At 66.8% G+C, this 13678-nt stretch carries 11 protein-coding genes; 3 read left to right on the forward strand and 8 right to left on the reverse strand.

Annotation, left to right across the window (positions count from 1 at the left end):
* Positions 1-2: 2 nt before the first annotated feature.
* The 6 genes from IPP28_02890 to IPP28_02915 are packed head-to-tail and all read right to left on the reverse strand — an operon-like array spanning position 3 to position 6286.
* Positions 3-716, reverse strand: coding sequence for a pseudouridylate synthase (locus IPP28_02890; protein MBL0040000.1), 714 nt, complete (start codon positions 714-716; stop codon positions 3-5).
* Positions 713-2155 (reverse strand): hypothetical protein, encoded by a 1443-nt coding sequence (locus tag IPP28_02895; GenBank protein ID MBL0040001.1) that lies wholly within the window; start codon positions 2153-2155, stop codon positions 713-715. Before IPP28_02895 ends, IPP28_02890 begins: the two co-directional genes overlap by 4 nt.
* Positions 2152-3810, reverse strand: a complete 1659-nt coding sequence (ubiB, locus tag IPP28_02900) for a ubiquinone biosynthesis regulatory protein kinase UbiB (GenBank protein ID MBL0040002.1) — start codon at positions 3808-3810, stop codon at positions 2152-2154. The genes IPP28_02895 and ubiB overlap by 4 nt, the downstream gene beginning before the upstream one ends.
* Positions 3807-4436, reverse strand: coding sequence for an SCP2 sterol-binding domain-containing protein (locus tag IPP28_02905; protein MBL0040003.1), 630 nt, complete (start codon positions 4434-4436; stop codon positions 3807-3809). Before IPP28_02905 ends, ubiB begins: the two co-directional genes overlap by 4 nt.
* Positions 4437-4445: 9 nt before the next feature.
* Positions 4446-5045: an SGNH/GDSL hydrolase family protein gene (locus tag IPP28_02910; GenBank protein MBL0040004.1), complete on the reverse strand. Its 600-nt coding sequence runs from the start codon at positions 5043-5045 to the stop codon at positions 4446-4448.
* Positions 5042-6286 carry an aminotransferase class I/II-fold pyridoxal phosphate-dependent enzyme gene (locus IPP28_02915; GenBank protein ID MBL0040005.1) on the reverse strand — a complete coding sequence of 415 codons (1245 nt, stop codon included), beginning with the start codon at positions 6284-6286 and terminating at the stop codon, positions 5042-5044. Before IPP28_02915 ends, IPP28_02910 begins: the two co-directional genes overlap by 4 nt.
* A 417-nt stretch (positions 6287-6703) precedes the next feature.
* Between IPP28_02915 and IPP28_02920 the strand changes: the two genes are divergently transcribed.
* Entirely contained in the window at positions 6704-7795 is a 1092-nt protein-coding gene (locus IPP28_02920; GenBank protein ID MBL0040006.1) for an efflux RND transporter periplasmic adaptor subunit, read from the forward strand.
* 34 nt (positions 7796-7829) lie between these two features.
* On the opposite strand, the gene IPP28_02925 is transcribed toward IPP28_02920, so the two are convergent.
* A complete protein-coding gene (locus tag IPP28_02925; protein ID MBL0040007.1) occupies positions 7830-8216 on the reverse strand; it encodes a DUF4345 family protein in 387 nt (128 codons plus the stop codon).
* Between the two features lie 77 nt (positions 8217-8293).
* Between IPP28_02925 and rsgA the strand changes: the two genes are divergently transcribed.
* Positions 8294-9373, forward strand: coding sequence for a ribosome small subunit-dependent GTPase A (gene rsgA / locus IPP28_02930; protein ID MBL0040008.1), 1080 nt, complete (start codon positions 8294-8296; stop codon positions 9371-9373).
* A gap of 1 nt (position 9374) precedes the next feature.
* On the forward strand, positions 9375-10640 hold the full coding sequence (locus IPP28_02935) for a DUF1704 domain-containing protein (protein ID MBL0040009.1): 1266 nt from the start codon (positions 9375-9377) through the stop codon (positions 10638-10640).
* Here IPP28_02935 and IPP28_02940 read toward each other — a convergent pair.
* Positions 10624-13629: an EAL domain-containing protein gene (locus IPP28_02940; protein ID MBL0040010.1), complete on the reverse strand. Its 3006-nt coding sequence runs from the start codon at positions 13627-13629 to the stop codon at positions 10624-10626. The genes IPP28_02935 and IPP28_02940 overlap by 17 nt on opposite strands.
* Between the last annotated feature and the right edge of the window lie 49 nt (positions 13630-13678).

Raw genomic sequence — 13678 nt, forward strand, 5'->3', positions numbered from 1 at the left:
GATCAGATGGCGATCCCGTGCCAGCCGACCGCGTCGACGATGCGTTGGAACTGGGGGTCGAGCGGCGCGACGAAGGCGAGGCGGTCGCCCGTCGCCGGATGCGTGAACACGAGGCGGCGCGCATGCAGCAGCAGCCGCGAGACCTGCCATTGCGACTGGAACAGGCGGTTGTGTTCGCTGCGGCCATGGCTGGTGTCGCCGATCAGGTGATGCGAGACGTGATGGAAATGCTTGCGGATCTGGCGATAGCGCCCGGTCACGGGATCAACCGCCAGCAACGCGTAGCGCTGCTGCGGATATTTGCCGAGCGCGATCGGGACTTCGACCGTCGCCAGCCGGCGGTAACGGGTCAATGCCGGCTTCTTCGGCGAGTTCGGACGCACGTCGCCGAGCGCGTAGTCGATCTCGCCGGTCTCCGCCGGCCAGCCGCGACAGACGGCCAGATAGGTCTTCTCGACCGTGCGCGCCATGAACTGCTTGCCGAGTTCGCCGGCCGCTTCGCGCGTGCGTGCGGCGAGTACCAGGCCACTGGTCGCGCGATCGAGTCGATGCACCAGGAACACCTCGCCGCCAACCTGGTGTCGCAATTGGTCGAGCAAATCCTCGTCGACATCGGCGGCCATGCGGCTGGCATGTGCGAGCAGTCCGGCCGGCTTGTCGACAACCAGCAGATGGTCATCGAGATGCAGCAGATCCAGCGGCTCGGTCGCGCTCATGGCGGCCGCGTGCGGGCATGGGCCGAGAGCAGGGCGGCTTCGAAGGCCGGCATGAAACGGGCCGGATCGGTCAGCGACGAATCCGTAACCCGGCCTGGCAGGCGAGCCGACAACGCTTGGCGGCGCGGGTCGTCGCGCAGCAGATCGACGGCGCGGCGGACCAGGTCTTCATCGTTGTGCGCGATCAGTTCATCGAGACCGAGGTGCGCCAGGATCGCGAGACTGGAGCGTGTATGCGGCAGCGTGCCGGGCCGGGTGATCACCGGCAGGCCGCCATGCAGGCAGTCGAGCGTGGTCGTGGCGCCGCTGAACACCAACGGGTCGAGCGCGACGTCGATGCCGGCCACGAGTGCGTGGTACGCCGCTTCGTCGACGCGATCGATCAGTTCGACACGCCCATGCAGGGCCGCCGGCAGAGCTGCGAGCGCGGCACTTCGGGCACGCTGGCCGGCGACGCCGATCACGCGCAGGCGCGCTGCCGGCACCTGTTCCAGCACGCGCGCTGCGAGCGCATACAGTTTCGGAGAAGCCTTGTTGGTGGCATTGACGATGCCGAGCACGCGCGCGTCGCCCGCATCCGGACGGCGGGCCGCCGATCGTGGCGGCGGTGCGGCGCACCATTGCGGAATGTCGAGGCGCAGCGGCTGTTCGGTGCACCATGAACTCGCGTCCACCGGGTCGGTCCAGCGATCACAGACGCGGGCATCGATCGCCGCGACGCCGGTCGTGGCGACATAGTCCAGCCAGGTCACCTGCAGCGGCGCCGGCCGGTAGGCCAGCGCGTCGAGCACGCAGCCATGGCCATGGCCGATCAGGTCGACGGCGATGTCGACACCGCCGCGGGCGAGCGCGATGGCGAGATCGCGCGGCGCGATGTCCTTGATCGACACATGCGCGACCTGCGGGAATCGGCGGCGGGCATCATTGATCCGGGCCTCGTCACTGGCACCGTAGAAAAATGCTGCATGACATCGCGATCGATCGTGATGCGTGGCGAGCATCGGCACGAAGCGCGCCAGCGCGGTATGTGCGTCGACGCCGAGATAGGCGATGCGTAGCGGACCGTCGCCGCGCTGTCGCTGCTGCTTGAACAATTCGGCGCGCGTCGGCACGAAGCGCTCGCCATAGCGTCGATGCAGGGTGAGGAACAGGTCGGGGTCTTCCGGCTCGCGCAGTTTCTCGAGGATCAGCCGGTTCTGCGCGATGGTGGCGTCCTGCGGCGCCAGCATTTCCGCCTCGGCGATCGCCGCCAGCGCTTCGGCGCCGCGGCCCTGGTGCGCCAGCGTGATCGCGATCTCGGTGAGCACGCGCGGGCGCAGGCGCTCGTCCTGCGGCAATGCTCGGTAGGCATCTTCGGCGGCATCCAGTTGCCAGGAGGCGCGCAGTTGCTCGGCGTGTTCGAACGCTTCGTCGAGCACCTGCAGCGATGCCGCGCTCATCGGCTGCGCAAGGCCGCGACAAAGGCCATCACGCCCCCGGTCAGCGCGATCCACAGCCCGGCTGGCTGGCCGAACCAGTGCGTGCCACCGGCTTCCAGCGCATACAGCAGGGTCGCGGCGATCAGCAACGCGGCACCGATCACCGCCCAGACCACGCGACGCTGACCGCGTTCGGAGACATCGGCGAGACGCCGCAGGTCTTCCGAGCGGATGTGCGAACGGGCTTCACCATCCACCGCCTGGCGCAACCAGGTGTGCAGCAGGCGCGGCAGTTCGGGGGCCTGTTCGAGGATTTCCGGCAGGCGGTCGCGGAAGCGGTCGCGCAATTCATTCAGGCCATAACGCTTGCCCATCAGGTCGGCGAGCACGGGTTGCGCCACCGCCCAGATATCGAGCTTCGGGTGCAGCAGGCGACCGACGCCTTCGACGTTCAGCAGCGTCTTCTGCAACAACAGCAACTGCGGCTGGATCGTCAATTCGTAGCGATGCGCGAGCTTGAACAGCTTCACGACGACTTCGCCGATCGAGATTTCCGCCAGCGGCCGCGTGAAATAGGGCTCGCAGACCGAACGCACGGCGGCTTCGAGTTCGTCGATGCGGACATGCGCGGGCATCCAGCCGGCCTCGAGATGCAGCTCGGCCACGCGCCGATAATCGCGCTCGAACATGGCGCGGAAATTCTCGGCGAGGTGGCGCAGGTCGGCATCGGGCAGGGCACCCATGATGCCGAAGTCGAGCGCGATGAAGCGCGGATCGTCCTTGCGCGTCAGGTCGACCCAGATGTTGCCGGGATGCGCATCGGCGTGGAAGAAGTTGTCGCGGAACACCTGGGTGTAGAACAGGCGCACGCCCTTCTCGGCGAGCTTGATGCGATCGATGCCGGCCTTGTCGATCTCGGCGAGATTGTCGGACGGGATGCCGCGCACGCGCTCGAGCGTCAGCACGCGTTGCTTCGACCAGTCCCAATAGACGCGTGGCACGTACAAGTCCGGCGAATTCTCGAAATTGCGTCGCAGCAGGCTGGCGTTCGCGCCTTCGCGTTGCAGGTCAACCTCGCCGCGCAAGGTGCGCTCGATCTCGGCGACGATCTCGCGCGGCTGCAGCTTGTCGGCGCGAGCGGAGGCATGGCGTTCGAACAATGCGGCGAGGGCCTTGAGCAGGGCGAGGTCAGCGGTGATGCGTTGTTCGATGCCCGGGCGCAGCACCTTGATCACCACCTCGCTGCCATCCGGCAGTTCCGCGGCATGCACTTGCGCGATCGAGGCCGAGGCCAGCGGCTCGACCTCGAAACGGCGGAACAGGCGATCGATCGGCTGACCGAGTTCCGCCTCGATCACCCGCTGCGCCTCGACGCCCGGGAACGGTGCGACGCGGTCCTGCAGCAGGGTCAGTTCCTCGGCGATGTCGTTCGGCAACAGATCGCGTCGGGTCGACAGGATCTGCCCGAACTTCACGAACAGCGGGCCGAGTTCCTGCAACGCCAGTCGCAAGCGGGCGCCGCGCGACAGCGCGGCCAGATCGCCGCGCGGGGCTGGAATGAAGCCGCGCAGCCAGCGCAGCAGGCGCAGGCCGGGCAACAGATCGAGCAATTCGTCGAGGCGGTAGCGCGCCAGCGTCGTGCCGATGCCGATCAGCCGGAATGCAGCACGACTCATGCACGTGCCTTGGCGATGCGATTCAGCCGTGCATCGAGACGATCGACGCCATCACGGAGGTGATCGACCTCGTCCGCGAATGCAGCGAGTTCCTCACGCGTCGCGACGTCCCGGCTCTCTTCGCGCAAATACTCGGACGTGGTTTCGGCGAACGAGGTCGCGCCCGATCGCGCCGCGCGCAAGCCCTCGGCGAGCGCACGACCAATCTGCGGACCGAGCACGGGTCCGAGATGGCGCGCGAACGCGGCGTCCCAGTCCGGGGCAAAGCGTTTCGCGATCTGCTCGACTCGGCGCAGCAGCTCGGCATCGCCGGAGATGTTCACGCGCCCCACCGGCAGGCTGCCTTTGGCTTCCGGGCGCAGCAGGCCGATCAGGCCGGACAGCGTGGTCGCCAGCGACAAATCGGACTCGCCGCGGTTCGGACCGACCTTGAGGGCGCCCTGTTCGACCGACAGGCGCAGCGACCACTGCGGCGCCGACCAGGTCAGTGCGATCGAACGGCCTTCGAGCGTGGCGAGATCGGCGTGCAGGTCGGGATCGATGCGCGCGGCGAGATTCAACACGGTTTCGAGCACGGCGCCGAGGCGGGCACGCAATGGGGACAGCGAATCGGGCGTCGGGTTCATCGTTGCAGTTTAGCCGGGCCCGGCCACCGGCAGCGTGTGCACGATGTCGTCGACCCAGCGCGTGTACATCGCGGCCGAGGGATGCAGGCCGTCGTCGGCAAGCATGTCCGGATCACCGCCGCGATCGCGCGAGGTCGGCGTGATGTCGATGTAGCGCACGCCGCGTGCCTCGCTCACCGCGCGCGCGGCGGCATTGAAGGCATCGATCTCGCGGCCGATGCGGGCGCGGCCACGGCCATCACGCGCCGCGAACGCCGTCACGCCCCAGTCCGGGATCGACACGACGAACGCGCGCTTCGCGTCGCCGCCGGCCAGCGCGACAGAGCGATCCAGCAGCACGCGGAACTCGGCCGCGTAGTTCGCGACCGTGCGCCCGCGATACTGGTTGTTGACGCCAATCAGCAAGGACACGCGGTCGTAGACCGAGGCGAGCCCGGCGGCATCGATCGCCAGCGCCAGCTCGTCGGTCGTCCAGCCGGTCTGAGCCACGATCGTTGGTGCGGCCCAGCCCAACCGGGTCGCCAACTGTGCCGGCCAGCGCCCCGATGCCGGCACGCCTTCGCCGATCGTGTACGAGTCGCCGAGGGCGAGATAGGGCGGTGCGCTCACGCCACCGCCATGTGCAGGTGGGCCTGCTGCGATGCCCGTTCGAGCGCACGCTCGATGCGGGCGAACACGTCGTCGACGAGTTCGGCCTGCGGCAGCAAGGTGAGCCGGAAGTGGGTGCGATACGGTACGTTGAAGCTGCTGCCGGGCACCAGCAGCACGTCCTCGGATTCGAGCAGCTCGAGTGCGAAGCGATGGTCGTCGAAGCTCGGCAGCAGGGTCGTGTCGACGCCCGGGAATGCGTACAGCGCGCCGGTCGGCTGCACCAGGTTCAGGAACCGGCTGCGTGCACAGGCCTCGACGACGGCGCGCCGGGTTTCATGCAAGCGGCCGCCGGGTGCGGTAAGCGCAGCGATGGTGTTCGGGCCGAACAGCGCCGGCTGAATTGTCCATTGCGCGGTGACGTTGCTGCACAGGCGCAAGGCGGCCAGCAGGTCGAGGGCGTGGCGATAGTCCTGCGCGCGCTTCAGGTATCCGGACAGGCTCAGCCAGCCAACGCGCCAGCCGCAGGCCCGATGCACCTTGGACAGCCCGGAAAACGTCAGGCAGACGGTTTCGGTGGCGACGGTCGCCATCGGCACGAACTCGGCGCCGTCGTACAGAATCTCGTCGTAGATCTCGTCGGCCATCACCACCAGACGATGGCGCGCGGCGAGTTCCGCAATCTGTTCGAGCAGCGCGCGCGGGTAGACCGCGCCGGTCGGGTTGTTCGGGTTGATCACCACGATCGCGCGCGTGCGCGGCGTGATGCGCGACTCGATGTCGGCGATCTCCGGCACGAAGCCGTTGCCGGGCTTGCAGGGGTAATGCACGGCATTGCCGCCATTGAGGATCACCGCTGCGGTCCACAACGGATAGTCGGGCGAGGGCACCAGCACCTCGTCGCCGGGATTGAGCAGGCCGCGCAGGGCGAGGTCGATCAGTTCGGACACGCCATTGCCGACGAAGACGCCATCCGGCGAGGCATTCGGCGCACCGCGCGCGATCTCGCGCATCGCAATCGCTTCGCGCGCCGCGGCCAGACCTTGCTGGTGGCAGTAAGGATCGGACTTCGGCAGATTGTCGCGGATTGCTTCGCGCAGGTGGGTCGGCGTATCGAAGCCGAACAGGCCCGGATTGCCGATGTTGAGCTTCACGATGTGCCGGCCCTGTTGCTCCAGTTCCAGTGCTCGCCGGGCCAGTTCGCCGCGGATCTCGTAGCGGACTTCAGTCAGGCGCGTGGCGGTTTCGATCTGGTGCGACATGGCGGGCTCGTGATGGCGTGCAATGGCCGGATCGTAACCAAGCGCCCACCGAGTGCGTGATCCAGCCGCGCCGAAAACCCCGCCGTCGCTGAACTGCCCGCAGATTGCCCGCCCGCGCCGTGACCGCTTCGGGACCCAACTCTCGTCACCCATGACCGATGGCGGGAAACCTTCCGCCACCCGGCTGCATCTGAACAGCAGGCAACACGCTGGCGAGCATGACTTCAGGCCCATAGCCACCCTGTTTGTTGGTGTTATAGTTGCCTACAACACCAGAGGAGAACGCCATGAACACGTTTGAGAAGGTCCTGTTCGACGCCCTGATGGACGTGATGGACAAGGTCTGGCACGACACCGAAATCGAGGCCCGCTCGGCGGCCGACGTCGCCAACGACACCGATGCCGAGTATCGCTGATATGCGCAAGCTGCTGATTTCCATTGCGATTGTGGCTGCTTTCGGCCTGGGCCTGAGCGGCTGCAGCCAGAGTGATGCCAAGGCGACCACGGCAGCCGAAGGCGCCGACTCGGCCATCGCGGTGGAAACCGTGCAGCCGAAGCGTGGCGAACTGGTGCGCGTGTTCTCGGGCACTGCAACCTTGGCCGCCGAACGCGCTGCGAATCTGGTCAGCGAGAACGGCGGCGAAGTTCTGAAGATTTATGTCGAGGAAGGTGATCGCGTGGCCGCCGGCCAGGTGCTGGCCCGCATCGATGGCGAACGTGCCCGGCTCGCCCTAGCGCAGACCGCCAGTGTCGCCAAGCGCCTCGACCATGAGGCCCAACGCGCCGACCAGTTGCTGGACAAGCACATGATCGCGGCCGATGCCGTCGAGCGCGCTCGCTTCGAGCGCGACGCGCAGCGCGCCGCGGTCGACCTGGCCGCACTCAGCCTGAGCAAGAGCGAGATCCGCGCGCCCTATGCTGGCGTGATCACGCGCCGCCACATCAAATCGGGCCAATGGCTGGCACCGAACGGTCTGGCCTTCGAGATCGCCGATTTCGACGATCTGGTCGCCGACGTGCCGGTGCCGGAAAAGGAACTGGCGGGTTTGCGTGCAGGCCAGCCGGTCGCGGTCACGGCCGATGCGTTCCGCGAGGGTGAATTTCTCGGTCAGGTCGAACGCATTGGTGCCATCGTCGACGCGGCCAGCGGCACGGCGAATGTGCGCATCGACGTCACCGAAGCCGACACGCCGTTGCGTCCGGGTCAGTTCGTGCGCATCGCGATCGAACGCGAACGCATTGCCGATGCCCTGCTGCTGCCGAAGTCGGCCCTGCTGATGGACGGTCGCCAGCCGGAGGTGTTCACGGTCGCGGCCGGCAAGGCCCACCGTCAGCCGGTAGTGCTGGGCGGCGAGCAGGATGGTTGGGTGCAGTTGCTGGGCGGACTCGCCGAAGGCACGCATGTCGTGAGCCTCGGCCAGTCGCAGTTGAGCGAGGGTGATGCAGTCACGATCGTCAATCGCACCGCCGCGAACGTCTCACCCGCTGCGGCCCGCAGCGCACCGTAAGTCTCCCCCAGGCCGCGGGCACAGGGATCGTGCCCTAGGCTTTTTGCTTCAGCCTCAGCAGCAATGCAGCGGCCAGTGCAAATCCGGCCTCGGTGCTGGCCGCAAAACGCAGGAAGAACGAGTCGCTGCCGTCGATGCCCATGCCGACGACGCGGGTGAGGCCAATCGCGCCGTAGCAGCACAAGGTCAGCCAAAGGCCGTCGCGCCAGCGCGATGGACGCGTCGCGCAGAACAGGATCAAGCCGCCCAGCGCCACCTCGACGCCACCGTAGAACGCACGCAGTTCGGTGGCCGCGATGGCGCCTTCGGTGGCGACGCCGGCCAGCGCCAGGGTCTCGCGCGGCGCGATCAGGAAGGCGATGCCGAACCCCAGAAAGGACAGGCCGGACAGCCCCAACAACAGCGGTACCAGAATGCGCATGATTCACCTCGTGCCCGGAGCTTAGGGCCGCAGCGGTGAAATGCGCGCATGCGCAGCCCTGCGCCTACAATGCCGCCATGACCGACGCCGAACACCTGTCTGCCCTGCGCCGCATCGGCTGGCGCGACGAGCACCTGCCTGCAGCGCCTTTCGTCGATGCCAAATTGGCACGGGTGATCGTGCAGCATCGCAACGCCTTCGAAACGCATGATGGCCGCGAGGTGCTGTGGGCGCGTACCAAGTCTTCGGCACGGCGCAAGGATGTGGAAGATGCGGTGCGGCCCTCGGTCGGCGACTGGGTGTGGATGAGCGCGGCCATCAACGACGAGTGGCAGATCGAATCACTGTTGCCGCGACACCGCCAGTTGCGCCGCCTCGCCGCCGGCGAGTCCGGGCGCGAACAGATCATCGCCGCGAACATCGACACCGTGCTGATCGTCTGCGGCCTGGATGGCGACTTCAATCCGAAACGCATCGAGCGCTACCTCGCCATCGTCGGCGAGTCCGGGGCCACGCCGGTAATCGTGTTGACGAAGGCCGATCGCGCCGACGATGCGCAGGCCTGCCACGACGAATTGCGCAGGCTCGCCGGAGACAGCGGGCACGTCTTCACGCTGAATGCCAAGGACCGCGAGCAAGTCGCCGTGCTGTCGCCCTGGCTCGGGCTGGGCGCCACTGCGGTGCTGGTCGGATCCAGCGGCGCCGGCAAGTCGACCCTGACCAACAGCCTGCTCGGGGTCGAGAAGATGCGCACGAACACCGTGCGCGAAAACGATTCGCGTGGTCGCCACACCACGACCTTTCGCGCCCTGATCCAGTTGCCCGGTGGCGGTTGCATCATCGATACGCCGGGCATGCGCGAGATCAAGCTCACTGGCGAGGAGCCGGTCGAAGAAACCAGTTTCACCGACATCGAAGACCTGCTCGGACAGTGTCGCTTCCGCGATTGCGCGCACGGCAAGGAGCCGGGCTGCGCGGTGCGCGCGGCGATCGCCGACGGACGCATCCAGGAACGCCGCTACGAGGGCTATCTGAAATTGCTGCAGGAACGCGATGCCGCGAAATTGCGTGCCGCCGAGCATGAGAAGCGCGCCGCCGACCGGGTCCAGAACAAGGCGCTCGGCGCGCGGCTGATCGACAAGTACGGGAAGCGCTGACATGCAGGACCCCGCCGATCTCGCCTATTTCGCGGCGCTCGATCGGCGGCTGGTGGTGGCGGTGCGTGGCATCCGCCTGCTCGATGCAATCAGTTGGCCGGCGTCGGTCCAGCGCAAGTTCCTGGAGCGCTGGCGCAACGGTCGACTGGACCTGCCGAAGATCGAATACGAGCAGTTCGACTACAGCGCGGTGCGCGAGGAACTCGACGCGATCCAGCACGAGGCGCATGCCACGTCGGATCATCCGATCGGCGGCTATGTGCGCCGCACCGCGGAGTCGTGGGAGATCGCGACACGCTTGCTGGAATCGATCGGCACGCGCGACGTCAGCGTGCATTCGGCCGCGCTGTTCGGCAAGCCCGGCGACTTCCTGCCCGGATCCGATTATCACAACATCGATGCCGCCGAACATTTCATCGCGCTCGCCGATGAATTGTCGAAGGAGTTGGCGACCCAGGAATCCGACTACGTGATTTCGGCCACGACGATGCAGGAAGAACTGCAGGCGCGGCTGGACGCGTTCTTCGAACACCACAAGGTGCGCGTCGAGATCGATCCGAGGCTCACTGCGAAGGCGGCGGCCGGCACCACCCGCATTCGTCTTCGCGCCGACACCGGGTTCACCGAATACGATCGCCACCAGTTGCTCGAGCATGAAGCCTTCGTGCACTCGCTGACGGCACTGAATGGCCGTGCGCAACCGCATCTGGCGTCGATGGCGCGCAATTCGCCGCGTATCACCGCCACGCAGGAAGGTCTCGCGACCTTCGCCGAGCTGATCACCGGGGCGATCGACATCCAGCGCATGAAGCGCATCTCGCTGCGCATCCTCGCCATCGAGAAGGCGCAGAACGGTGCCGACTTCATCGACGTGTTCCGTTTCTTTCTGGACTCCGGCCAGAACGACAACGACAGCTTCGCCTCGGCCGCGCGCATCTTCCGCGGCGTGCCGGTCGAGGGCGGCGCCGCCTTCACCAAGGACACGGTCTACCTGCACGGGCTGCTCTCGGTGCACACGTTCTTCCGTTGGGCACTCAAGAACCAGAAGCTGAAACTCTGTCGCTACCTGTTTGCCGGCAAGATGACCCTGCACGATGTCATCGCCCTCGAACCCTGGTTCGACAGCGGCTACATCGCCGCGCCGATCTACCTGCCGCCCTGGGTGCAGAAAGCCAACGGACTCGCCGGCATGCTCGCGTTCTCGCTGTTCGCCAACAAGATCCGCCTCGACCGCGTCGAGGCTTTCGACCTCACGCTGGGCGTTTGACGGCGACGATGTCGGCGGCGGGGCGGGGGTGGGCGAACAGGAAGCCCTGGCCGTAGCGGCAGCCGAGTTCGAGCAGGGCCTCGCGCTGGGCGCTGGTCTCGATGCCTTCGGCGACGACTTCGATGTTGAGCGAGCGGGCGAGCGCGAGGATGGCGCGCACGATCGCGGTGTTGCCGCGCGGCAGGCCGGGCCTGAGGTCGGAGACGAAGCTGCGGTCGATCTTGAGCGCGTGGATCGGGAACTGGTGCAAATAGGACAGCGAGGAATAGCCGGTGCCGAAGTCGTCGAGCGAGGCGAGGATGCCCTGTTGGCGCAACTGCACCAGCGACTCGCGAATGTCGAGCGGGTTCTCGAGCAGGGCGCCTTCGGTGATTTCGATCCGCAGGCGGTGTGGGGGCACGCCGTAGGCGATGGTGCGATCGAGGATGCGACGCAGGAAATCGGAGGATCGGAAATGTCGCGGCGATACGTTGATCGCGACGTACTGCTCGCCGACGGCCAATCCCTGGATCTTCGAGCAGACCTGGTCGAACATCTGCCAGTCGATCTGTTCCGAGCAGGCCGTGTCGTCCGCCACTTCGAGGAAGTCGCCGGGCAGCAGCAGGCCACGTTCCGGATGGTGCCAGCGCAGCAGTGCCTCGTAGCCGACCACGCTTTCGTCGATCAGGTCGACGATGGCGTGGAAATGCGGTTCGAACTCGTTGCGGGCCAGCGCGCGCCGAAGATCCCCTTCGAGGTCGAGCACGCGCAGCGCTTCCTGATGCAGCCGTTCGTCGAACTGCTCGACACGATGCCGGCCGGCGGCCTTGGCGCGATACATCGCGACGTCGGCGTCGCGCAGCAATTCTTCAGCGCGGGTGTAACGGGCGTCGGCCAGGGCGATGCCGATGCTGGCCGACGTGAACAACTCCTTGCTGGCGACCCGCACCGGTTCCTGCAGCACGCCGATCAGGCGGCGCGCGGCGGCGACCACGTTCTCCGGATCATCGACATCGGCGATCAGGATCGCGAACTCGTCACCGCCGAGCCGCGCCACGGTGTCGTCGGCGCGCAGGGTCCCGCTGATGCGCGAGCTGACTTCCTTGAGCAGTTCGTCGCCGACCAGATGACCGACGCTGTCGTTGATGATCTTGAAGCGGTCGAGGTCGAGGAACAGCACCGCGAACAGCCGCGCCGGATCGCGCCGGAAGCGCGCCAGCGCGTGTCCGAGGCGATCCAGCAGCAGCGCGCGATTCGGCAGGCCGGTGAGCGCATCGTGCAGGGCTTCGTGCTTCAACCGCAACTCGATCTGCTGGCGCACCTTGATCTGGTCGCGCAATTCGCGGTTCGTGTCCGCGAGTTCGCGGGTGCGCTCGTCGACCCGGCGCTCGAGATCGGCATAGGCGCGACGCAGGGAATCCTGTGCATGCTTGCGCTCCAGCGCCAGTGCGACGTGGTTCGAGACGAAGCTCAGGATCTCCTCGTCGCGAGCGCTGTAGATCACGTCCTGCTGGTAACTCTGCACCACCATCACGCCGAGCATCCCGGACTCGCCGCGCAAGGGCACGCCCAACCAGCATGCAGCGGGCGTGCCGACTGAAACGACTTCGCCGGTATCGTTCAAGCGGCGAATCTGTTCGTGCGTCGCCAACAGCGAATGTCCGGCGCGCATCACGAAATCAGTCAAGGTCTTGCCGCGCTTGCGCGGTTCGAAGCGCGCAAGCGGGTCGCGCTCGTCGACGGCGTAGGGAAACCAGAACGTCTCGTCGCTGCCGAGCAGGGCGACGAAGAAGTTCTTGGCATAGAGCAGCTCGCCGACGATGCGGTGCGCCTCGCGGTAGAACGCATCCATGGTCTCGGCGCCGGTCGCGGCTTCGGCAATGGCGCGATAGGCCGCCTGCAGGCGTTCGCCGCGCTCGCGCTCGATGATCTGCTCGCGCAGTTCGCGCGTGCGCACGTCGACGCGATTCTCCAGCTCCTCGTGCGCCTGCTTGCGCACCAGTGCCGTGAGGATGTGCTGGGCGACGTAGCTGAGCAGGGCCCGGTCCTCCTCGCTGTAGCGCATGCTGTCGTCGTAGGTCTGCACGACGATGCCACCACGCACGTCGCTGCCGGCCAGCATCGGCACGCCGAGCCAGTCGACACTGTCCGGACCGAAGCTCTCGTCGCCGGCGACGCCGAGCTCCGCCCGCAGCTGCTGCGACGGCCCCATCACCGGACGGCCATGGCGCAACATGGCCACGGTCAGGCTGTTGCGCAGATCGTCGACATCGAACTCCTTGTCCGGATCGGGCTTGTCCGAGTCATGGGAATCGACGAAATAGATGAAGCGGACCCGTCCACGCGCATGGTCGTGCTGCACGATCATGAAGTTTTCGGCGTACATCAGGTCGCCGACGATGTCGTGGATGCCGGCCAGCATCTCCGGCATTTCGAGGTCGGCCGAGGCGAGGTCGGCGATGGCATACAGCGCGCGCTGCAGGCGTTCGGCGGATTCGAGGCGGTGCAGCGAGCCGCGCAGGCGCTCGCGATCGATCAATTCGGCGACGCGGCGCGTCAGCGGCCCGAAATAGCGCCGGAACGCATCGGTCTCGATCTCGATACCGAGCCGCACCGGATCACCGGTCAGCAGCAATTGCGCGCGCGTGAACAGGTGCGGGCCGCCGAGCGAGACCGCGATGCCGTGCTCGAATTTCTGTGCATCGAGCAGTTGGGTGACGCCGGCTTCGCCCGGACAGTGGTCGATCAGGTCGCGCAGGTAGTGCGTGTAGGTCAGCGGCGGCGAGCTGCCGCGGTGGATGTCGCTGCCGGTACCGCCACCGATGCGCCAGAGCATGCGCAATTCGCGGATGCCGAACTGTTCGCGGAAGTCGGCGTCACAGATCTGCGTCACCGCATCGAGGCGCTCGCAATCGAGCAGATTCAGCGCGAAACGCGCAAGCTGCCCGTCGCCGTCGTGTTCGATCTTCGACGCGAGCTTGTGGGCGTGCGGCTGAGGCGTCCGGGCCATGAGTGCAGGGAGTGTAGCAATCCCGGTCGCCGGGGAAAGGCGTGCCGGC

The sequence above is a fragment of the Lysobacterales bacterium genome, from assembly GCA_016721845.1.
Classification (GTDB): Bacteria; Pseudomonadota; Gammaproteobacteria; order Xanthomonadales; family Ahniellaceae; genus JADKHK01.